Below are 20,228 nucleotides of genomic sequence, written 5' to 3'. Positions count from 1 at the left end.
CCAGGACGTCGCCGCCGCAGTCGAGCGCGTTGCAAAGTCCCGGAAAAAGTCCCGGACCAAGGTCCGGAAGGCATGTTAAAGCGTTGACTATGCTGCCGATATCGGAAGACGCATACCGCCTTCCAGATGTCGTTTGCGGCCACTCTCGGGCTGGTGGCGCTGGTGCAGATCGGCATGCCGCACCTGTTCGCCGCGCCCGACCATTCCGCGACTGCCCGGATCGCGCTGTGGGGCGGGCGGGAGGTCGCGATGCTGCTCTTGGCATCGCTGGTGGCGGGGCTCGCGACCACGCCCTATGCCGCCTTCCACTTCCACCGGGTGGCGCCGTTTGGCGTGCTCGCCAATCTGGCGGCGATGCCGGTGGTGTCGGCGCTGGTGATGCCGGCCGGGCTGCTTGGCCTGCTGGCGATGCCATTCGGCTTCGACGGCGTGTTCTGGGCCATTATGGGCGCCGGCATCGACTGGATGATCGTGGTCGCGCAATGGGTCGCCGCGCTGCCGGGCGCTGTCGGCCGCATCGGTGCGTTCGGGATCGGCCCGCTGATTGCCGCGAGCCTGGGCGTCATCCTGCTCGGGCTGCTGCGCACGCCGCTGCGCCTCGCCGGCTTGGCGGTGCTGCTCATTGCGGTGGTGTGGGCGGTGAGGGCGCCGCACCCGGATATCCTGATTTCCGGCGACGGCCGCAATGTCGCCGTCCGCGGCGGGGACGGGCGGCTGCACCTGATGCGGACCGCGAAGGATGCGTTTCTGGCCAAGGAATGGCTGGCCGCGGATGCCGATGCCCGCACCGCGAGCGATCCATCGGTCATGGAGGGCGTCTCGTGCGATGAGGGCGGCTGTGTGACGCCTGCGGCGGACGGTGCGTTCATCGCGCTCACGCAGCGCGCTGAGGCGCTCGCGGACGATTGCGAGCGAGCGGTGCTGATCGTGACCGCAAGGCCGGTGCCGCAGGGCTGCCGAGCCGCCGTCATCGACGCCGAACGCCTGCGGCGACACGGCGGGCTGGCGCTGCGGCGCAACGGGAACGGCTTTGTCATCGACGCGGTCAGGCCCGCCGGCCTCGACCGGCCGTGGTCACCCGCGATCTCGGGCGACGGCGAGCCTGAGACCACGATCCGAATCCAGGGAAGACCAGCGCCCCGCGCCGTCGATGCGACCCCGTCCGAGTCCGACCTGCAGTCAGAAGATTGAGCAAACCCTCAATCTCCGCCGGCATTGGCCGGTAGCTCGAACGCGCCGAGCCGAAACTCGTCCGAGCCGCCCGAATGCGAGGGCATCTGAACAAGTGTGAATGTCGCATCCGGAAATTGCTGCCAGATGGCGAGATCTTCCGCCGCAATGGTGAGCCAGCCGAATCTGAACATGTATCGGCCCGGCTCAGCCACCCGTCCGGCTCTTTGCCATGTGATCTTGGTGACCACCGATCACGCTCCCAACACAAAATCACATACGCCCCCGGATCGCCTCCGGGGCCGCTCGAAACACTTTGCTTGTCACTCGCGGCAACGTTCCGCCGGCCGAAACCGGCGGCGTACGCTGCCCGAATCCGTCAGCCGATGAACAGCGGGTTCGGCGCGGGGCGCTGCTCGACCGCCTTCTGCGCCGGCTCGGCAACATGATGCGTCACTGGCAATTGCAGCACGGTCGCCCGCTGCCCTTCGCAGAGCTGGGTCACCAGCACATGGCTGCCATCGGGGAATTCGATCGCGTCGTGGTGACGATCCCGAATATGCGGATCGATCTGGTTGAATTTGCCGACGCGGAAGCCGGTTGTCTTGGTCCAGATCCAGCGATTGTCGTAACGGACGTTATCGGCGAACGCGAGTTCGGTCCCGGGAAGCATGCAGACTGCGACCGTCGGATCGCTTTCCGAAGCGAAGCCGCGGGTCGAGGTGCCGCGGAAGGTGGTGGTGATAAGCGTCTCTCCAACCTGGGCGGGACGCGTCGCCACGGCGTGCAGGCTATAGTCACACATCGGATTGCTCCTCATTCGAGATAGCCGACCCGTGCCTGGGAAGAGGCTCAGGCCTCTATCAGAGTGGACGATAACTTATAAGCCTCTGCTTCGTTCTTGGCATTTGTACGGCCCGCGCCTTGCGCCCGTTCACAAAGACGATAGCGAAGGGCTGCCGCACGTCGCCTTGTACAGAATAACCCCGGCGGCGAAGACCGGGGCTCTTATTCTAATCATTCTAGGTCGTTCTTGTCAGCGTCCCGCAGCGGCAAAGCAACCCACCCGAGTACCAGATGGACGCCCTGCTGCGTCGGACGCTCAGTACTTGCGATAAAGCCCGATCAGCTTGCCCTGGATCCGCACCCGGTTCGGCGGCAGGATGCGGACTTCGTAGGCGGCATTGGCGGGCTCGAGCGCGATCGAGGCGCCGCGGCGGCGGAAGCGCTTCAGCGTCGCTTCCTCCTCGTCGATCAGCGCTACCACGATGTCGCCGGTGTTGGCGGTGTCGTTGCGCTGGATCAGCGCCATGTCGCCGTCGAGGATACCGGCCTCCACCATGGAGTCGCCACGCACCTCCAGCGCATAGTGCTCGCCGGAGCCGAGCATGTCGGGCGGCACGCTGATCGTGTGGCTGCGGGTCTGCAGCGCCTCGATCGGCGTACCCGCCGCGATCCGGCCCATGACGGGAACGGCGACCGGACGGTTGCCATCATCCTCGACCACGGCCGTGCTGGTCGTGCGCTTGCCAAGCGTGCCCTCGATCACGCTCGGCGTGAAGCCACGGCGACCGTTGCCGGCCGCCGACAGCTCGGGCAGCTTGATCACCTCGATCGCGCGGGCGCGGTTCGGCAGGCGACGGATGAAGCCTCGTTCCTCCAGCGCCGTGATCAGACGGTGGATGCCGGACTTCGAGCGCAGGTCGAGCGCGTCCTTCATCTCATCGAAGGAAGGAGGCACACCGGCCTCTTTCAGCCGTTCGTTGATGAAACGCAGAAGTTCATACTGTTTGCGCGTAAGCATCGCGAGCATTCCCCCGGTTGGTAGCGTCGTTCGATCCGAGACTTGAGAAGAGCTGATCTCGGGAGTAACGCACTCCCATTCGTAGACAGCGAGTTTCGAAACAAATCATGAACGGACACTATATGTTCGATATGTGTTCCGCAACCACTTAATTTCAGGTGAACGCAACCAGAGAAGCTTCGACAGGTGCTGGTCGCGGCTTCATTCAGGCAACCGGAGAATGTCGCAAGGCGCGCCCTTCGGCGCCGCCGGCGCGTATGGCGGACGGATCACAAGTGCCTGCGCCGCAGTGAGATTCCGAAGCAGCGAACTGTCCTGCCGAGTGACCGGCGTTGCGATCAGCGTGCCATCGTCGCGCTCTTCGAGCAGCGCGCGCAGATAATCTTCACGCTGATCATTGGCAGCGAGATCACGGCCGAGCAGGGCGCTTTTCCTGACGTGATGAACAGCCGAACGGCCGACGAGAGCCCGAATCAACGGCACCAGGAACAGGTAGGCGCAGACATAGGATGACACCGGATTGCCTGGCAGACCGATCACCCGCATCGCACCGAGCCGGCCATGCATCATCGGCTTGCCCGGCCGCATCGCGATCTTCCAGAACGCCATGGTGACGCCCTCGGCCTCGAGCGAGGGTTTCACCAGGTCATGGTCGCCGACCGAGGCGCCGCCGGTGGTGACGAGGATGTCGGCGCCCGCGGCGTGCGCGCGGCGGATGCCTTCGGTGGTCGCGGCAACCGTGTCGGCGGCGACCCCCAGATCGATGGTTTCAGCGCCTTCGGCGCGCGCCAGCGCCCGCAGCGCATAGCCGTTGGAATAGACGATCTGGCCCGGACCCGGAGAAGAGCCCGGCATCACCAGTTCGTCGCCGGTCGCGAGCACGGCTACCTTTGGCCGGCGCCGCACGGCGAGTTCCGGATAGTTCATCGACGCCGCCAGCGACAGCGCGCGATCGGTGAGCCGGCTTCCGCCCCTGAGCAGCACGTCGCCCTCGCGGAAATCGATGCCGGCGGGTCGGACATGCCGCCCGGCGATGGCGGCCTCGGTGATGGTGATGTGATCGCCGTCGACCCTGGTGTCCTCCTGGATCACCACCGCATCGGCGCCGGCGGGAATGACGCCGCCGGTGAAGATCCGCGCGGTTTCGTGCGGACCGAGTTCCCGATCGAACGGCCGGCCCGCGGCGACTTCGCCGATCACCTTCAGCCGCGCGCCTGTTGCGGCGGCATCGGCTGAGCGCACCGCATAGCCATCCATCGCCGACATCGCCTGCGGCGGCTGCGTCCGCTTTGCTGCCACGTCATGGGCGAGCGTGCGGTGGTAGGCGGCGTCGAGCGCGACCATCTCTTCCGGCAAGGGTTCCACGCCGTAGAGGACCGCAGCTAGCGCATCGGCGACCGGCATCAGGGCCACGGGCAACTCCTAAATTCCGAGCGCGAGAAGCGCGTTCGTCACATCGTCTGACGATGTGACGTGAATGGCCTTGAGGCCTGCCGCTCGTGCGCCGCGAATGTTCTCGGCGGAATCGTCGAAGAACACGATGCGCGAGGCCGGCGCGCCGATTGCCTTCACCACATAATCATAGGCTTCCGCCTCGGGTTTCCGTAGCCCGATCGTCGACGAGAAGAAGATCTGGCGGAAGTGGCCGAGCAGGTCCGAATAGGCTGTCGAGAAATGCTCGATATGGGGCGGATTGGTGTTCGAGAAAGCATAGAGCGGCAGGCGCGTCTTGGCGCGCGTCAAGTGCTCGGCGATCCCCGGCATCTCGCCGGTGAAGATCGCGTTCCAGCCTTCCAGGAACTGGGCGTCGGAGATGCTGATGCCGAGCGACTGCCGCAGGCTTGCGAAGAAGGCGGCGTCATCGATCTTGCCGACCTCGTGATGCCTGAAGCTCTCATCCATGACAAAGCGGGTGGCGAGATCGGCCGCCCGGCAGCCGGCATGGTTGGCCCAGGTGGTCATCACCTTGCCGAAATCGATATCGAGCACGACGCGGCCGAGATCGAACAACAGCACGTCGGCGGAGCCGGGGGAGAGGGGCGGTTGAGTCATGGCGGTGTTGGTGTACGAAAATCCTGCGACCACGGCAATGTCGTCAGTCGCGTTTGCTGGCACGTGCCACACACACCGCTGTCGTGCCCGCGAAGGCGGGGACCCATGACCACATGCAGTCGTTGTGGCGCGAGCAAGCGGTTGTAGTGGAGCACATCACGAACGCCTGTGGCTATGGGTCGTGGCTTTCGCCAGGACGACGCGGGGGAGAGATACTGATTCAAATGTCAAACAGCTTCTCCGCTGTCATCGTCCGGCTTGACCGGACGATCCAGTATTCCAGAGGCGGTCGTGCTTATGCCGAGAGGCCGCGGGATACTGGATGCCCGCCTTCGCGGGCATGACGGTGGAATGGATGTGAGTTCGCGTTCTCGCGGCGCATGGCGCCCGAGCTTTGCATCTCGTATCACCTCATCGAAGTGAGGGCGCAGGGAAAGCCGGGTGCCGGTCGCACCCGTGGGCCCCGTGCAACAAAAAGCACGGGCGTAGGACCACAGGTCAACCGGAGCAACACCGGCTTTCCCTGCGCGATGGTTTACGGCTTACTTCGTGCTCTTCTCGGTGACCGGGCTTTCTTGCCACCGTCATCTCTCGCGCGAACCTCTTCGCGCAAAAAACTTAGCGCCAGCGTCGGGGCGCCAGAACCACACGACTTCGCCGTCCGCAACGCGCGTGCTCGTCAGTCACACGCTTCACGTCCACCGCATCTCACCGCAACGTTCGTGACGATCGCGACCCGCTCCTCATCTGGGTGAGACGCGCGGATTAATAGTGCTGATTTGCCCGAGGGCGAAAGCGGAATGTTTTTCGCGCGAGGGGTGGACGGGGCAAATCACCATGAAATCACTGCCGAATTTTTCTTCCGTCATTCCGGGGCGATGCGAAGCATCAAGCCCGGAATCCATTTCTCCACCTGCGCCTGCAGCCCGATGAATTCCGGTTTCGCGACTTCGTCGCGCCCCGGAATGACGGAGAGTGAGGTGCTTGTGGTCCATCTTCCAGCAGTGCGTCCATCTCACAAGACGCCGCTTGCGTGGTGCCTCGGGATGCGGAGTTGCAATGTGCGAAAATCGCAGCGGGGCGGCCTTGTCGCGGCGAACGGTGCGCATTTCGTTTCGGCAAAAAGAACCGTTGCATGGTCTTTCAAGCCGGTCGAGGAAACCAGTCATGTCCGATGCGCTCCTGTTCGGGCTCATCGTCCATGGCGACCAGGCCGAACAGATCCTGCGCGCAAAACAGGCAGACCTGATCGCGGTTGGGCGCGAGATCCTCAACAACCCGAACTGGCCGATGGATGCCGCGCTGAAACTCGGAGTGGAAGCGCCATTCCGTAATGTTCCGCCGCAGTTCAGCTAATGGCTGGGTACCCGCGCCAAGCGCGGCTTCGGCACGAATCCGTCGACCTGGCAGAGCGGGCTGCAAGCGCAGGACGATAGCCCGCGCACGTTGTCGTGAGCGACGGTATTACTTCGGTAAAATTGGCCTTGATCCGACCAAAAAGGCATTGTGTGTTTGCCTTTGCCGGGTGAGAACGAGGATTCATCACAGTCGTGGCTGATACAGCGGGAAGGATCGCACGCATGCGCAGGAATTTTGGCTTTCTCCTCGGTACGGTCACGGGCGCTGGTCTTACCCTTCTCGTCACCGCTCCGCAGGGCGCCAATCTGGTTGCGGTCGCCAAGGCCGCGGTCCGCTCCGACACCTATTCCCAGCTCAACCTGTTCGGCGACGTGTTCGAGCGCGTCCGCACTGACTATGTCGAAAGGCCCGACGACACCAAGCTGATCGAGGGCGCGATCAACGGCATGATCTCCTCGCTCGATCCGCATTCTCGTTACATGAACGAGAAGGGCTGGACCGACATGCAGGAGACCACGCACGGCGAGTTCGGCGGTCTCGGCATCGAAGTCACGATGGAAGACGGTTTCATCAAGGTCGTGGCTCCCATCGACGACACGCCGGCCTCGCGCGCCGGTATCATGTCGGGCGACATCATCACCCAGATCGATGACGAGCAGATCCAGGGCATGACGCTGGATCAGGCCGTCAACAAGATGAAGGGCGCACCCAACAGCCAGACACGGCTGAAGATCATTCGCAAGGATGCCGACAAGCCGATCGATGTCTCGATCACCCGCGAGATCATCCGCGTGCGGCCGGTGCGCTTCCACACCGATGGCGGAAACATCGGCTATATCAGGATCACCTCGTTCAACGAGCAGACCACCGAGGGCCTGCGCAAGGCCATCACCGAAATCTCCAAGCAGATCCCGCAGGACAAGCTCGCCGGCTATGTGATCGATCTGCGCAACAATCCCGGCGGCCTGCTCGACCAGGCGGTCTCGGTGGTGAGCTCGCTGATGGCGCGCGGCGAGGTGGTTTCGACCCGCGGCCGGTTGCCGGAGGAGACCCAGCGTTTCACCGCGCGCGGCGGCGACATGACCAAGGGCAAGCCGCTGGTGGTCCTGATCAATGGCGGCTCGGCCTCTGCCTCTGAGATCGTGGCCGGCGCACTGCATGATCACAAGCGCGCGACCCTGATCGGCACCCGCACCTTCGGCAAGGGCTCGGTGCAAACCATCATTCCGCTCGGACCCGGCAATGGCGCGCTGGCGCTGACCACCGCGCGCTACTTCACGCCGTCGGGCCGCTCGATCCAGGCGCAGGGCATCGCGCCCGACATCGAGATCCTGCAGGATGTGCCGGACGAGTTGAAGACCCGTGCCGAGATCAAGGGCGAGGCGTCGATGCGCGGGCACCTGGCCGCCGAAGGCGCCGAGCAGACCGGCTCGCAGTCCTTCGTTCCGCCCGACGAGAAGAACGACAAGGCGCTGAATGCCGCCTACAACCTGCTGCGCGGCGTCACTGTCAACGCCGACGCCAAGGGCGCGCCGAAGCGGACGGTTCCGAACTGAGAGTTTCGACCGGTGCCAGACCCTCATCCTGAGGAGCGGCGTCTTCGGCCGCGTCTCGAAGGATGAGGCCCGGCCGGTGGCCTCGCCCTTCAAGACGCGCTACGCGCTCCTCAGGGTGAGGGATGGATCGAGCGCGCGGCTCATTCCCGTGATGGCTACGCCCTGCGCGCGACGGGCTTGCGCTTGCGGCGGGAGCGGTGCGGGCCGGGCTTGCGTGACGGGCGTGCAGCAATGACCGGATCTCCTCGGCGGGCTTGGGCGCGCTGAACAGGTAGCCCTGCATTTCCGAGCAGCCGAGCTCGCGCAGGATCTCCTGCTGTTCGACGGTCTCGACGCCTTCGGCCGTTGTCGTCATCCGACGCTCGGCGGCGATGCTCACCACGGCTTGCACGATGCCGGATGATCCCTCCGGCTCGGCGAGGTCGGTGATGAAGCAGCGGTCGATCTTGATCTTGTCGAACGGGAAACGCTTGAGGTAGCTGAGCGACGAATAGCCGGTGCCGAAATCATCGAGCGCGATCCGGACGCCGATGGCGCGGAGCTGGTGCAGGATCGCAAGCGCGGCGTCGTCGTCACGGATCAGCACGGCCTCGGTGATCTCGAGCTCGAGGCGGCTTGCCGGCAGGCCCGAGGCGGCCAGCGCGGCGGCGACCTTGAGCGCCAGCGTGCCGCTCTTGAACTGGACCGGCGAAACGTTGACGGCGAGACGGACGCTGTCCGGCCAGGTGACGGCTTCCTTGCAGGCGGTCGTCAGCACCCATTCGCCGAGCTGATTGATCAGTCCGGTCTCCTCGGCAATCGGCACGAATTCAGCCGGCGAGACCATGCCCCGTTGCGGGTGGCGCCAGCGCACCAGCGCTTCGCAGCCGGTGATGCGATCAGTCTGCAGGTCGAGGCAGGGTTGATAGTAGACCTCCAGCCCGCTTTCGTCGGCGATCGCCCGCCGCAAATCGATTTCAAGGGCGCGGCGGGCGCGCACTTGCGCGTCCATCTCCGGCTTGAAGAAGCGCGCGGTGCGGCGCCCGGCGGATTTCGCCGCATACATCGCAAGGTCCGCGTTCTTCAGGATCTCGTCGATGTCGGAGCCGTGCTGCGGCGACAGCGCAATTCCGATGCTGGCGTCGGTGGTCACCTGATGGCCGACGCACTCATAAGGGTTGCGGATCGCCTCGTGAATGCGGTTGACGAGATCGATGACGTCGGCCTCGCTGGCGACGGCGGACTGGACGATCGCGAATTCGTCGCCGCCGAGGCGCGCGACGAAATCGCCATCCTCGACGCAGCCGGCGAGGCTCTTCGCGACCGATTTCAGCAACTCGTCGCCGACCATGTGGCCGAGCGAGTCGTTGACGCCCTTGAACTCGTCGATGTCGATATAGAGCACCGCGAGCGGTTGCGTTGCCGTCGCATGCGGCAGTTCGCGCTTGAGGTGCTCGCGGAACAGCGCGCGGTTCGGCAGGTCGGTGAGCGCGTCGTAGTGGGCGAGGTGGGTGACGCGCTCCTCGGCGCGGTGGCGCTCGGTGATGTCTTCGTGGGTCGCGACCCAGCCGCCGTCGGCGAGCGGTTCGTTGACGACCTGGCTCGAACGGCCGTCGGACGTGGTGATCACCTTCACATTGCGCCGGCCAATATCGCGCAGCACCAGCGCAACGAAGCGATCGACATCGCCATCGAACGATCCGGTCGCCTTGCGATGGGCGATGACGTCATGAAAGCTGCAGCCGGGCTTGATCACATCGGCCGACAATCCGTACATCTCGATATAGCGCTTGTTGCAGACGACGAGCCGCTGCGATGAATCGAACAGCAGCAGGCCCTGCGTCATGTTGTTGACGGCGGTGTCGAGGCGCAGCTTTTCCAGCGTGAGGCGCTGCTGTTGCAGCCTGTGCTGCTGCGACAGTTTTCGCACGACGAAGAACAGCAACGTGGCGATCGCGAGCACGGAAGCGGCGGTGACCACGACCAGGATCGTGGTCTGCTCGCGCCAGTCGGCGAGCGCGGCCGAGGTGGTCGTGGTGGCAACGATCACGAGCGGGAACCTGCTCAGCGCCTGCGAGGCCACCAGCCGATCCTGGCCGTCGATGGGGCTGGTCAGGCGCGAAATGCTGTGGTCGAGCTCGAAGACCTGTTGCTGCGCTGGCGGACCGGTCTTGAAGTTCCGGCCGATCATGTCAGCGACGTGCGGATGACGGGCGAGCAGGGCGCCGTCGCGGTGATGCATGGAGATCGCCGCCCCTGGCGTGAGCGCAACGGTCGCGAAGAATTTCTCGAAGTTGAGCGGCTCGATGCCGCGGCCGACGACGCCCAGGAACTCCCCGTTCGTCCCGGTCACCTTGCGGACAAGCACTGCGGTCCAGGCGCCCGTGATACGGCTGTGGACAGGTTCAAGCACCTTCTCGGGCGACTGCGGGTCGGACTTGAAGGTCCTGAAATAATTCCGGTCTGCGATGCTCACGGACGGCACCGGCCATCTCGAAGACGAGTTGATCAGCACGCCGTCGGCATCGAACACATTGATGCCGCCGACATAGGACATGGCGTCGATCTTGGACTTGAGCGTCAGGTGGATGTCCTGGCCCGACATCCGCTCTCTGAAATTCTCGCGCGTGGTGGCGATCCCGCTCGACCGCATGAACCGAATCACGTCCTGTTGCACGACCTCGAAGTCGTGCAGTTGCTGATCGAAATGGCGCGCCAGCAGCAGCGTGGTGCTTTCCAGATCGCGCTCGCTGTTGCGCAGCGCGCGTTCGCGGAAGTTCTTGGCCATGACGGTGGCGCCGATCGCGATCGAGACGATCAGCAGGATGCCGCCCAGGATCAGCCAGCGGATCGGTCCGCCCCGCAGGACTGAGGTGAGCTTGAATGAGACACCGCTTGGAATCATCACACAGGGATCACTGCCAGGAACGCGCCCGGAAGCAGATCTGGCGCACCCCCGGCCGACCGCACTCGTACACCAGCGAGATGGAGCCGACGTTAGCAATCCTGGTTAATGAATCGTTGCCGCGGAAGTGCTTCTTGCGGCCGCAGCGTTGTTCAGTCGGACGCGCGGTAGTGGGCGGATTTGCCGCCCTTCTTCTCGACGAGATGGATTCCCTCGATGCGGACGCCGCGTTCCACCGCCTTGATCATGTCGTAGATGGTGAGGCAGGCGACCGAGACCGCGGTCAGCGCCTCCATCTCGACGCCGGTCGGGCCGGTGACCTTGACGGTTGCCTGCACGATGCAGCCCGGCAGTTTCTCGTCCGGCTCGATATCGACCGTAACCTTCGATAGCGCCAGCGGATGGCAGAGCGGGATCAACTCCGAGGTTCGCTTCGCCGCCATGATGCCGGCAATGCGCGCAGTGCCGAGCACGTCGCCCTTCTTGGCATTGCCCGACACGATCAGTTCGAGCGTCGCCCTGCTCATGACGACGCGGCCTTCGGCGATCGCGATGCGTTCGGTGGCGGGCTTGGCGGAGACGTCGACCATCCGTGCCTCACCGCCGGCATCGATATGGGTGAGGGCGGGGCCGCCTTTCGATTTCTCCGCCATCGCTCTAGCGCGTCCCGGCGGCGCGCGGCGCGGACTGGCGCGTCAGCAGCGTGCGGGTTGCCGCGGTCACGTCGGCCTGGCGCATCAGGCTCTCGCCGACCAGGAAGGTCGACATGCCCACGCGTTCCAGCCGGGCCAGATCGTCCGGCGTGAAGATGCCGCTTTCGCCGACCATCAGCCGTTCCTTCGGGATCAGCGGCGCCAACGCCTCGCTGGTCGCGAGCGTGGTCTCGAAGGTGCGCAGATTGCGGTTGTTGACGCCGATCATCGGCGAGCGGAGCTTCAGCGCGCGGTCGAGTTCGGCGCGGTCGTGGATCTCGATCAGCACGTCCATCTGAAGCGCGAGCGCGGCGTCCTCGATATCCTTGGCCGCTGCGTCATCGAGCGCGGCCATGATGATCAGGATGCAGTCGGCGCCATGGGCGCGAGCTTCGACCACCTGATAGGTGTCGAACATGAAATCCTTGCGCAGCACCGGCAGATTGGTCGCCGCGCGCGCCGCGACCATGAAGTCGAGATGGCCCTGGAACGACGGCGTATCCGTCAGCACCGACAGGCAGGCGGCTCCGCCGGCCTCATAGGCCTTCGCAAGCGCGGGAGGATCGAAGTCGGCGCGGATCAGCCCCTTCGACGGCGAGGCCTTCTTGATCTCGGCAATCAGCGCATACTCGCCGCGGCCGTGCTTTTCCCTGATCGCGCGCACGAAACCGCGCGGCGGCTGCGCCGCCTTGGCACGCGCCTCGATCTCGGAGAGCGGATGCGCGCGTTTGGCGGCGGCGATCTCCTCGCGCTTGTAGGCTTCGATCTTCTTCAGGATATCGGACATCGCGGATTGCTCTAGCTGTTGGAAACCGCGATCAGGTGTTTGAGCCTCGCGGCGGCAGCACCGCTATCCAATGAATGGGTCCCAAGCGAGACACCTTCCTTCAAATCTTTGGCACGGCCGGCGACGATCAGCGCCGCAGCGGCATTGAGCAGCGCGACGTCCCGATAGGCGCTCGGCTTGCCATTGAGAACGCTGAGCAGCGCCACCGCATTGGCATCGGCATCGCCGCCCTTCAGCGCGTCGCTGCCGACGTGGCCAAGGCCGGCGTCATCCGGTGTGACCTCGAAGGTTCTGATCTCGCCGTTCTCCAGCGCCGCGACGAAGGTCGGGCCGGTGAGGGTGATCTCGTCGAGCCCGTCGGAACCGTGCACCACCCATGCCGCTTCCGAGCCGAGGTTCTTCAGGACCTGCGCCAGCGGCTGCACCCATTGCCGCGAGAACACCCCGACCATCTGCCGCTTCACGCCGGCGGGATTGGAGAGCGGGCCGAGCAAATTGAAGATGGTGCGGGTCGCAAGCTCGACCCGGGTCGGACCGACATTCTTCATGGCCGGGTGATGGGCGGGGGCGAACATGAAGCCGATCCCGGCCTCCCGGACGCAGCGGCCGACCTCGGCCGGCGAAAGATCGATCTTCACCCCGAGCGAGGCCAGCACGTCGGCAGCTCCGGACCGCGACGACAGCGCGCGGTTGCCATGCTTTGCGACCGGCACGCCCGTGCCGGCGACGATGAACGAGGCGCAGGTCGATACGTTGACGGAGCCGGAGCCGTCGCCGCCGGTGCCGACCACGTCGATGGCGTCAGGCGGCGCGGTCACCCGCAGCATCTTGCTGCGCATCGCCGACACGGCGCCTGTGATCTCGTCGACGGTCTCGCCGCGCACGCGCAAGGCCATCAGGAGGCCGCCCATCTGCGATGGCGTGGCTTCGCCCGACATCATGCTGTCGAAGGCGCTTGCAGCTTCGTCGCGCGACAAGGTTGCGCCGGTGGCGACTTTTCCGAGTATCGATTTCAGGTCGTCCATCGCCCGCCCGTAGATATTTCAAGGGAGCATGATCGCACGTTTCCGGATCATGCTCAGTTATTTGCGCCCGTCACCTGTGCGAAGGCGGCCTGGTTGATCGTGGTGCCGATGTTGTTCTCGATCTTGTTGACGTATTGCGCGACCTGCTCGTCGGTCAATCCGCGCTGCAATGCTTCCTTCAGCTTCTTCACGTCCTCGGAGGCGAGATCGACCGGCGGCACGATGATGTCGGTGACACGGAAGACGATGCGCTCGCTGCCGGCACCCGTGGCCTGGCCGACGCTGTCCTTGGCGGTGCGGAAGGCGGCCGAGACCACGCTCTCGGGCAGGCCGGGCAGCGCGGCATCGCGGCGGAATTTATCCGCGGTCTCGAGCTTGACGCCGAGCGCGGACGCTTCGTCGGCGAGCTTGCCGCCGGCCTCGACCTTCTTGACGATCCCGGTCGCCCTTTCGCGCAGCCTGGTCGCGATCTGGTCCTCGCGCCATTTCGCCTCGACCTGGCTGCGCACCTCGTCGAGGCTGCGCTCGCGCGACGGCGTCACGCCGAGCACGTCGTACCAGACATAGCCGCCGCGGAACTGGATCGGCTCGTTGTCGACGCCGACGTCGCTGGCAAAGGCCTGCGAAACCACATCGAGCCCGTTCGGAATGTTGGCCACGAGCTGGCCGTTCGGCATGCGTCCCGAGCGGTCGACGGCGTCGATGGTGACGGCGGCGAGCCCGAGCTTCTGCGCCGCCTCGAGGAGGCCGGCGCCGCCGCCGCGCTCGTCCTCCATCTTGTTGTGGAGATCGGCGACCTTCTCGCGGGCGCGCTCGGTGGCGATCTGCTTCTTGATCTCGCCCGCCATGCTCTCATAGGTCGGCGTCGTGCCCGGCTCGATCTTGCCGACCTTGACCAGCGCCACGCCAAAGCGGCCCTGCACCGGCTGGCTGACGTCGCCCGAGGGCAGCGAGAAGGCCGCATCGGCCACCGCCGGATCGAGGATCCCCGACTTCGTGACCAGCCCGAGATTGACATCCGACAGATTGAGATTGCGCTCCTTGGCGAGGTCGTCGAACGAGGTGGTCGCGGTCAGCCGCGCGCGTGCGGCGGTGGCTTCCTCCATGTTCGGAAACACGATCTGCGAGACCTCGCGCTTCTCCGGCGTGCCGAGCTGGCCCCGGCGCTGCTCGAATATCTTCTTCGCATCCTCGTCGGAGACTTCGGTCCACTTGCCGATCTCCTCGGGCGTCACCACGACGAACGCGACCTTGCGGTATTCGGGCGCGCGGAACTGGGCCTTGTGATCCTCGAAATAGGCGGCGAGCGCCTCGGGCGAGGGCGGGTCGATGGTGCCGGCCTGCGCCGCGTCGAGCTTGATGTACTCGATCGAGCGCTGCTCGTTCTGGTAGCGGACCAGGGCCTCGATCAATGTCGTCGGCGGCTCGATGCCCGCGCTGATCGTGCCGGCGATCTGGCGGCGGAGGCCGACGCGGCGCTGCTCGGCAAGGTAGCGCTGCTCGGTGTAGCCGAACTGGCGGATCGCAGCCTGGAAGCGTTGCGGGTCGAACTGGCCGTTCAGCCCCTTGAAGTTCGGATCGTTGTAGACCGAACGCATGGTCTCGTCCTGGGACTGGCCGAGCCGCATCCGCCTGGCCTCCTCGTCGAGGGCTGCTTCCGCGATCGTCTGCTGCAGCACCTGGCGGTCAAAGCCGAAGGCGCGGGCCTGGTCAGGCGTCAACGGACGGCCGAACTGGCGGCCGATCTGCTGCAGCCGGTCGGTGTAGATCTGGCGGAATTGTTCCGTCGAGATTTCGGTGCTGCCAACCTTGGCGAGCGTCGACTGGCCGAATCCCCTGAAGATGTCCGCGATGCCCCAGATTCCGAAACTGACAATCAAAACGCCCATCACCGCGGCCATGACAATCTTGCCGAGCCAGTTTGATGAGGCTGTCCGAATTCCTCGAAGCATGGGTCCAACTTGTTTGAAAAGGAGGGGAACCGGGTCGTGCCCGGGGATAATCCAACAAGCGGATTCCTTAAAGGGCGTCACCGAGTTGGGAACGCATCATAAAGTGGCAACTGCGTCGTCGCAACCTAGCCTTAGCGGCGATTTGAAGCGGCGGTCTGGAAGTGACGGCCGGCCTCTGCTAGCGCTGGCGCTCTGCCACTTCTCGGGAATTGCGCCATGACCGACGCCATCCGGCCGCTGATCGCCGGCAACTGGAAAATGAACGGCCTGAAAGCTTCCGCCGATGAATTCGACGCCATGCTGGCGGGCGCCGCAGCGCTTGCGGGCAAGGCCGATCTCCTGGTCTGCCCGCCGGCGACCCTGATCGCCGCCTTTGCCGACAAGGCGCGGGGCTCGAAGGTCGCGATCGGCGCCCAGGATTGTCACCCTAAGGCGTCCGGAGCCCATACCGGCGACATCTCGGCGGAAATGCTGGCGGATGCCGGCGCCAGCGCCATCATCGTCGGCCATTCCGAGCGCCGCGCCGACCATGGCGAGACCGACGCGCTGATCCGCCAGAAAGCGGAGGCCGTCTGGCGCGCAGGCCTCACCGCGATCGTCTGCATCGGCGAGACCCGGGAGCAGCGCGACGCCGGGCAGGCGCTCGATGTCTGCGGCACCCAGCTCAAGGGATCGCTGCCCGATGGCTCGACGGCAGCCAAACTCGTGGTCGCCTATGAGCCGGTCTGGGCGATCGGCACCGGCCTGACCCCGACCACGCAAGATGTCGAACAAGTTCATAAGTTTATCCGGGGCGTCTTGACGGATCGCTTCAAAGGGGAGGGGGCAAATATCCGTATTCTCTACGGCGGCTCCGTAAAACCCTCGAATGCGGCCGAACTGCTCGGCGTTGCCAATGTCAACGGCGCGCTGGTCGGCGGCGCCAGCCTGAAGGCCGCCGATTTCCTTGCGATCGCCGCGGGCGCTCCCTAGGTGAATTGCGGCGGTTATTGGGGTGGCGTTGGCGGTCCCGATCGTGTAACACCGCGCAACTTCAGGAAAACCGCTGATAGCGCGTGAGCCGCCGGAACCCGGCGCTCTCGGCTTGCGACGGAAGGTCACAATGCAGACTGTCGTCATCGTCATCCACCTCATGATCGTCGCCGTGATGATCGGCGCCGTGCTGCTGCAGAAATCCGAAGGCGGCGGCCTGGGCATGGGTGGAGGCGCCGGCTTCATGTCGAGCCGCGGCACTGCCAATCTCCTGACGCGGACGACCGCGGTTTTGGCGGTATTGTTCTTCGCGACCAGCCTGTTCCTGTCCTGGCATGCGGGGCTCGACCGCAAGCCGTCTTCGATCATCGGCACCGGCGCGCCTGCGCCGACGCAGCAGCCTGCAGGCGGCGCGCCGATCACGCCGCCGACCTCCGGCGGCATCCTGGATTCGCTGAAGAAGGCTGACGAGCAGCAGGGCCAGCAGGCCCCCGCCGGCCCACAGGCGCCGCGTTCGCAATAATGCGGGGTGGCCATGCAGGCTGCAGGGCTGGCATCCTGCATCAGGAAGCCCCATTAACGGCCTGACTAAGCAGTAAAATTTACGTCACTCGCAGCCCGGCATCATGTTTGCCGGGACAACACGAATCATTTTGGCGAATCGCCGTTGTCGAGGTAAAGGTTAGGCCCCATGGCGCGGTACATATTCATCACCGGCGGCGTGGTTTCCTCCCTCGGCAAGGGTCTGGCTTCAGCGGCACTCGGGGCCCTGCTGCAGGCACGCGGGTACAAGGTCCGCCTCCGCAAGCTCGATCCCTATCTCAACCTCGATCCCGGAACGATGTCGCCGTACCAGCACGGCGAAGTGTTCGTGACCGACGACGGAGCCGAGACCGATCTCGATCTCGGCCACTATGAGCGCTTCACGGGGCGGCCGGCGACCAAGGCCGACAACATCACCACCGGGCGCATCTATCAGGACATCATCTCGAAGGAACGGCGCGGCGATTATCTCGGCGCCACCATCCAGGTGGTCCCGCACGTCACCAACGCGATCAAGGAATTCGTGCTCGACGGCAACGACGGCTATGACTTCGTCCTGGTCGAAATCGGCGGCACGGTCGGCGACATCGAGGGCCTGCCGTTCTTCGAGGCGATCCGCCAGCTCAAGAACGAATTGCCGCGCGATCATGCGGTCTACATTCACCTGACGCTTTTGCCGTACATCCCAAGTGCCGGCGAGCTCAAGACAAAACCGACCCAGCACTCGGTGAAGGAATTGCGTTCGATCGGCATCCAGCCGGACATCCTGCTTTGCCGCACCGACCGCGAGATTCCGAAGGAGGAGCGGCGCAAGCTCGGACTGTTCTGCAACGTGCGCGAGAGCGCCGTCATCGAGGCGCGCGACGTTGACAACATCTATGCCGTGCCGGAGGCCTATCACGCCGCCGGCCTCGACGACGAGGTGCTGGCCGCGTTCGGGATCGCACCGAAGATTCCGCCGGCGCTACAGAGCTGGAACGTCATCAACGAGCGCATCCGCAATCCCGAAGGCGCGGTGACGATTGCGATCGTCGGCAAGTATACCGGCATGAAGGACGCCTATAAGTCGCTGATCGAGGCGCTCTCCCATGGCGGCATCGCCAACAAGGTGAAGGTCAATCTCGACTGGATCGAGAGCGAGGTATTCGAGAACGAGGATCCGACGCCATTCCTCGAGCACGTCAACGGCATCCTGGTGCCCGGTGGTTTCGGCCAGCGTGGCGCGGAGGGGAAGATCCGCGCGGCGCAATTCGCGCGCGAGCGCGACGTGCCGTATTTCGGCATCTGCTTCGGCATGCAGATGGCGGTGATCGAGGCCGCGCGGAATCTTGTCGGCATCGAGCAGGCCAACTCCACCGAGTTCGGTCCCACGCCCGAACCCCTGGTCGGCCTGATGACGGAATGGCTGCGCGGCAACGAACTGGAGAGGCGATCGCAGGCTGGCGATCTCGGCGGCACCATGCGGCTTGGCGCCTATCCTGCGGTGCTCAAGCGCGGCAGCCGCGTCTCCGACGTCTATGGCGGCGCCACCGAAATCTCCGAACGGCACCGGCACCGCTACGAGGTCAACACGGCCTACAAGGATCGACTCGAGCAGCACGGACTGCGTTTCTCCGGGCTATCGCCCGACGGCGTGCTGCCGGAGATCGTGGAGTACGAGGACCATCCCTGGTTCATCGGCGTGCAATTCCACCCCGAACTGAAATCGCGGCCCTTCGAACCGCACCCGCTGTTTGCCTCGTTCATCCAGGCAGCGATGGCGCAAAGCCGATTGGTGTAAGTCGTAGGTTGGGCAAAGCGAAGCGTGCCCACCTTCTGATCGGAAATGTCGCCCCTCATGGTGAGGAGCGCCTAGCGCGTCTCGAGACGATGCTGCGCATCGCTCGGCGAACCATGAGGCCCCGTCGGTGGCCTCGCCCCTTCGAGACGGTCGCTGCGCGACCTCCTCAGGGTGAGGAGATAGGTTGGAGTGCGCGGCATTTCCCCGGCGAGCTTGGGGTGGGCACGTTTCGCTTTGCCCCTTACGATTGAACCACGCAAAGTTATGCGCGCACCGCCGCGCGGCGTGCATGGCTCGATCAAGACAGTCTTTCCTGCAACGGCTATAAGAGCCGCGCCAAGCGCGCAAGAACAACAGGGAGGACTGCCGAATGATCTACGAAACCCGCGTCTATCGTTGCCTGCCGGGGCGGCTGCCGGCGCTGCTCAAGCGCTTCGAGACCACCACGCTGAAGCTGTGGAAGAAGCACGGTATCAAGCAGGTTGGCTTCTTCACCACGCTGGTCGGGGAATCTAACCAGGAACTTACCTACATCCTGGCTTGGGAATCCTTGGCCGATCGCGACAAGAAATGGACGGCATTCCAGACCGATCCGGAATGGATTTCGGCGCGGGCGAAGACGGAAGAGGATGGCCAGATCGTCGGCAACATCGTCAACCAGTTACTGGTGCCGACGGCGTTCTCCGCGTTGAAGTGAGGTTCAGCGCAACCCTGTATTGTTCCTGATGTAAACGGGGTTGATCCTGATGGCGCGGACCGGCATGGTCCGCGCGAAACCAGAAGGATATACCTTGAGCTCCAAGATCTCGGCGGCATCGACCGTCAGCGTCGGCCCGGTCAAGTTCGGCAATGATCTGCCGATATCGATCATCGCCGGGCCATGCCAGCTCGAGAGCCGGGCGCATGCGCTGGAGGTGGCTGGCGCGCTGAAAGAGATCGCTGGTCGCCTCAAGGTCGGGCTGGTCTACAAGACCTCTTTCGACAAGGCCAACCGCACCAGCGCATCCGCCGCGCGCGGTATCGGGCTAACTCAGGCGCTGCCGATCTTTGCCGAGATCCGATCCTCGCTCGGCCTGCCGGTGCTGACCGACGTGCACGAGCCCGCGCAGTGTGCGGAGGTGGCGGGGGCGGTCGACGTGCTGCAGATTCCGGCGTTCCTTTGCCGCCAGACCGATCTACTGCTTGCGGCGGCGGCGACCGGAAAGGTCGTCAATGTCAAGAAGGGACAGTTCCTGGCGCCGTGGGACATGGCCAATGTGGTTGCGAAACTGACCGCCGCCAACAATCCGAATGTGCTGGTGACCGAGCGTGGCGTGTCCTTCGGCTACAACACGCTGGTCTCCGACATGCGCGCGCTGCCGATCCTGGCGCGCACCACCGGCGCGCCGGTCATCTTCGACGCCACCCATTCGGTGCAGCAGCCAGGCGGGAAGGGGACGGCCTCGGGCGGCGAACGCGAATTCGTGCCCGTGCTGGCGCGCGCAGCCGTGGCGGTCGGCGTGGCTGGCGTCTTCATCGAGACCCATCCCGATCCCGATCACGCGCCGTCCGACGGGCCGAACATGGTGCCGCTCCGCGAGTTCGAGGGGCTCGTCAGGACGCTGATGGAATTCGACGCGCTGGCCAAGAAGGCCGCGCGCTGAGGGGGCAGT

18 protein-coding genes and 1 pseudogene are annotated in these 20,228 nt (G+C 64.8%); 8 read left to right on the top strand and 11 right to left on the bottom strand.

Annotated features, from left to right (window positions below):
- Positions 1-117 precede the first annotated feature (117 nt).
- A pseudogene (locus tag I6F35_RS33705) lies at positions 118-1,191 on the top strand (ComEC/Rec2 family competence protein); the annotation flags it as partial.
- An 8-nt stretch (positions 1,192-1,199) separates the two neighbouring features.
- Here the strand turns inward: I6F35_RS33705 and I6F35_RS33700 are convergent.
- The 6 genes from I6F35_RS33700 to I6F35_RS33675 form a co-directional block, all read right to left on the bottom strand.
- The gene (locus tag I6F35_RS33700; RefSeq protein WP_225121954.1) at positions 1,200-1,421 is read right to left on the bottom strand and encodes a hypothetical protein; all 222 of its coding nucleotides are present in this window, start codon (positions 1,419-1,421) and stop codon (positions 1,200-1,202) included.
- 128 nt (positions 1,422-1,549) lie between these two features.
- On the bottom strand, positions 1,550-1,975 hold the full coding sequence (locus I6F35_RS33695) for a hypothetical protein (RefSeq protein WP_225121953.1): 426 nt from the start codon (positions 1,973-1,975) through the stop codon (positions 1,550-1,552).
- A gap of 297 nt (positions 1,976-2,272) precedes the next feature.
- Positions 2,273-2,974, bottom strand: coding sequence for a transcriptional repressor LexA (gene lexA, locus I6F35_RS33690; protein ID WP_225121952.1), 702 nt, complete (start codon positions 2,972-2,974; stop codon positions 2,273-2,275).
- Between the two features lie 201 nt (positions 2,975-3,175).
- On the bottom strand, positions 3,176-4,387 hold the full coding sequence (gene glp / locus I6F35_RS33685) for a gephyrin-like molybdotransferase Glp (protein ID WP_225121951.1): 1,212 nt from the start codon (positions 4,385-4,387) through the stop codon (positions 3,176-3,178).
- Positions 4,388-4,396: 9 nt separating this feature from the next.
- Entirely contained in the window at positions 4,397-5,026 is a 630-nt protein-coding gene (locus tag I6F35_RS33680) for an HAD-IA family hydrolase (RefSeq protein ID WP_225121950.1), read from the bottom strand.
- A gap of 743 nt (positions 5,027-5,769) precedes the next feature.
- On the bottom strand, positions 5,770-6,195 hold the full coding sequence (locus I6F35_RS33675; protein WP_225121949.1) for a hypothetical protein: 426 nt from the start codon (positions 6,193-6,195) through the stop codon (positions 5,770-5,772).
- Between I6F35_RS33675 and I6F35_RS33670 the strand changes: the two genes are divergently transcribed.
- The gene (locus I6F35_RS33670) at positions 6,194-6,382 is read left to right on the top strand and encodes a hypothetical protein (protein WP_225121948.1); all 189 of its coding nucleotides are present in this window, start codon (positions 6,194-6,196) and stop codon (positions 6,380-6,382) included. The two genes, I6F35_RS33675 and I6F35_RS33670, sit on opposite strands and share 2 nt — an antisense overlap.
- Positions 6,383-6,606: 224 nt before the next feature.
- Positions 6,607-7,941, top strand: a complete 1,335-nt coding sequence (locus I6F35_RS33665; RefSeq protein WP_225121947.1) for a S41 family peptidase — start codon at positions 6,607-6,609, stop codon at positions 7,939-7,941.
- Here I6F35_RS33665 and I6F35_RS33660 read toward each other — a convergent pair.
- The 5 genes from I6F35_RS33660 to I6F35_RS33640 all read right to left on the bottom strand — a co-directional run bounded on the left by I6F35_RS33660 (position 7,895) and on the right by I6F35_RS33640 (position 15,281).
- The gene (locus I6F35_RS33660) at positions 7,895-10,825 is read right to left on the bottom strand and encodes an EAL domain-containing protein (RefSeq protein ID WP_225121946.1); all 2,931 of its coding nucleotides are present in this window, start codon (positions 10,823-10,825) and stop codon (positions 7,895-7,897) included. The two genes, I6F35_RS33665 and I6F35_RS33660, sit on opposite strands and share 47 nt — an antisense overlap.
- Positions 10,826-10,977: 152 nt before the next feature.
- On the bottom strand, positions 10,978-11,478 hold the full coding sequence (gene moaC / locus I6F35_RS33655) for a cyclic pyranopterin monophosphate synthase MoaC (protein ID WP_225121945.1): 501 nt from the start codon (positions 11,476-11,478) through the stop codon (positions 10,978-10,980).
- A gap of 4 nt (positions 11,479-11,482) precedes the next feature.
- The gene (gene trpC / locus I6F35_RS33650) at positions 11,483-12,304 is read right to left on the bottom strand and encodes an indole-3-glycerol phosphate synthase TrpC (RefSeq protein ID WP_225121944.1); all 822 of its coding nucleotides are present in this window, start codon (positions 12,302-12,304) and stop codon (positions 11,483-11,485) included.
- Between the two features lie 11 nt (positions 12,305-12,315).
- Positions 12,316-13,329, bottom strand: coding sequence for an anthranilate phosphoribosyltransferase (gene trpD / locus I6F35_RS33645; protein WP_225121943.1), 1,014 nt, complete (start codon positions 13,327-13,329; stop codon positions 12,316-12,318).
- Between the two features lie 53 nt (positions 13,330-13,382).
- Complete coding sequence (locus I6F35_RS33640; RefSeq protein WP_225121942.1) at positions 13,383-15,281, bottom strand: peptidylprolyl isomerase; 1,899 nt, start codon at positions 15,279-15,281, stop codon at positions 13,383-13,385.
- A 216-nt stretch (positions 15,282-15,497) separates the two neighbouring features.
- On the opposite strand from I6F35_RS33640, the gene tpiA reads away from it, so the two are divergent.
- From tpiA to kdsA, 5 genes are all read left to right on the top strand, one after another.
- A complete protein-coding gene (tpiA, locus tag I6F35_RS33635; RefSeq protein WP_225121941.1) occupies positions 15,498-16,253 on the top strand; it encodes a triose-phosphate isomerase in 756 nt (251 codons plus the stop codon).
- Positions 16,254-16,383: 130 nt separating this feature from the next.
- Positions 16,384-16,776, top strand: coding sequence for a preprotein translocase subunit SecG (gene secG, locus I6F35_RS33630; protein WP_225121940.1), 393 nt, complete (start codon positions 16,384-16,386; stop codon positions 16,774-16,776).
- A gap of 168 nt (positions 16,777-16,944) precedes the next feature.
- Complete coding sequence (locus I6F35_RS33625) at positions 16,945-18,576, top strand: CTP synthase (RefSeq protein WP_225121939.1); 1,632 nt, start codon at positions 16,945-16,947, stop codon at positions 18,574-18,576.
- A gap of 370 nt (positions 18,577-18,946) precedes the next feature.
- On the top strand, positions 18,947-19,273 hold the full coding sequence (locus I6F35_RS33620) for an NIPSNAP family protein (protein ID WP_225121938.1): 327 nt from the start codon (positions 18,947-18,949) through the stop codon (positions 19,271-19,273).
- A gap of 94 nt (positions 19,274-19,367) precedes the next feature.
- Positions 19,368-20,219 (top strand): 3-deoxy-8-phosphooctulonate synthase, encoded by an 852-nt coding sequence (kdsA, locus tag I6F35_RS33615; protein WP_225121937.1) that lies wholly within the window; start codon positions 19,368-19,370, stop codon positions 20,217-20,219.
- The last annotated feature ends 9 nt before the right edge of the window (positions 20,220-20,228 follow it).

Source organism: Bradyrhizobium sp. BRP22, from assembly GCF_020194175.1.
In the GTDB taxonomy this organism is placed as follows: Bacteria; Pseudomonadota; Alphaproteobacteria; order Rhizobiales; family Xanthobacteraceae; genus Bradyrhizobium.
The sequence above is the reverse complement of the archived record's forward strand: the minus strand, read 5'-3'. Positions and strand labels throughout refer to the sequence as shown.

Bases quoted from the DNA above. Each gene is read 5' to 3' on its own strand.
- I6F35_RS33675 (WP_225121949.1), bottom strand. From the start codon at position 6,195: ATGACTGGTTTCCTCGACCGGCTTGAAAGACCATGCAACGGTTCTTTT.
- I6F35_RS33670 (WP_225121948.1), top strand. From the start codon at position 6,194: ATGTCCGATGCGCTCCTGTTCGGGCTCATCGTCCATGGCGACCAGGCC.
- trpC (WP_225121944.1), bottom strand. From the start codon at position 12,304: ATGTCCGATATCCTGAAGAAGATCGAAGCCTACAAGCGCGAGGAGATC.
- tpiA (WP_225121941.1), top strand. From the start codon at position 15,498: ATGACCGACGCCATCCGGCCGCTGATCGCCGGCAACTGGAAAATGAAC.
- moaC (WP_225121945.1), bottom strand. From the start codon at position 11,478: ATGGCGGAGAAATCGAAAGGCGGCCCCGCCCTCACCCATATCGATGCC.
- I6F35_RS33625 (WP_225121939.1), top strand. From the start codon at position 16,945: ATGGCGCGGTACATATTCATCACCGGCGGCGTGGTTTCCTCCCTCGGC.
- trpD (WP_225121943.1), bottom strand. From the start codon at position 13,329: ATGGACGACCTGAAATCGATACTCGGAAAAGTCGCCACCGGCGCAACC.
- I6F35_RS33680 (WP_225121950.1), bottom strand. From the start codon at position 5,026: ATGACTCAACCGCCCCTCTCCCCCGGCTCCGCCGACGTGCTGTTGTTC.
- I6F35_RS33660 (WP_225121946.1), bottom strand. From the start codon at position 10,825: ATGATTCCAAGCGGTGTCTCATTCAAGCTCACCTCAGTCCTGCGGGGC.
- I6F35_RS33620 (WP_225121938.1), top strand. From the start codon at position 18,947: ATGATCTACGAAACCCGCGTCTATCGTTGCCTGCCGGGGCGGCTGCCG.
- I6F35_RS33695 (WP_225121953.1), bottom strand. From the start codon at position 1,975: ATGTGTGACTATAGCCTGCACGCCGTGGCGACGCGTCCCGCCCAGGTT.
- I6F35_RS33640 (WP_225121942.1), bottom strand. From the start codon at position 15,281: ATGCTTCGAGGAATTCGGACAGCCTCATCAAACTGGCTCGGCAAGATT.
- lexA (WP_225121952.1), bottom strand. From the start codon at position 2,974: ATGCTTACGCGCAAACAGTATGAACTTCTGCGTTTCATCAACGAACGG.
- secG (WP_225121940.1), top strand. From the start codon at position 16,384: ATGCAGACTGTCGTCATCGTCATCCACCTCATGATCGTCGCCGTGATG.
- I6F35_RS33665 (WP_225121947.1), top strand. From the start codon at position 6,607: ATGCGCAGGAATTTTGGCTTTCTCCTCGGTACGGTCACGGGCGCTGGT.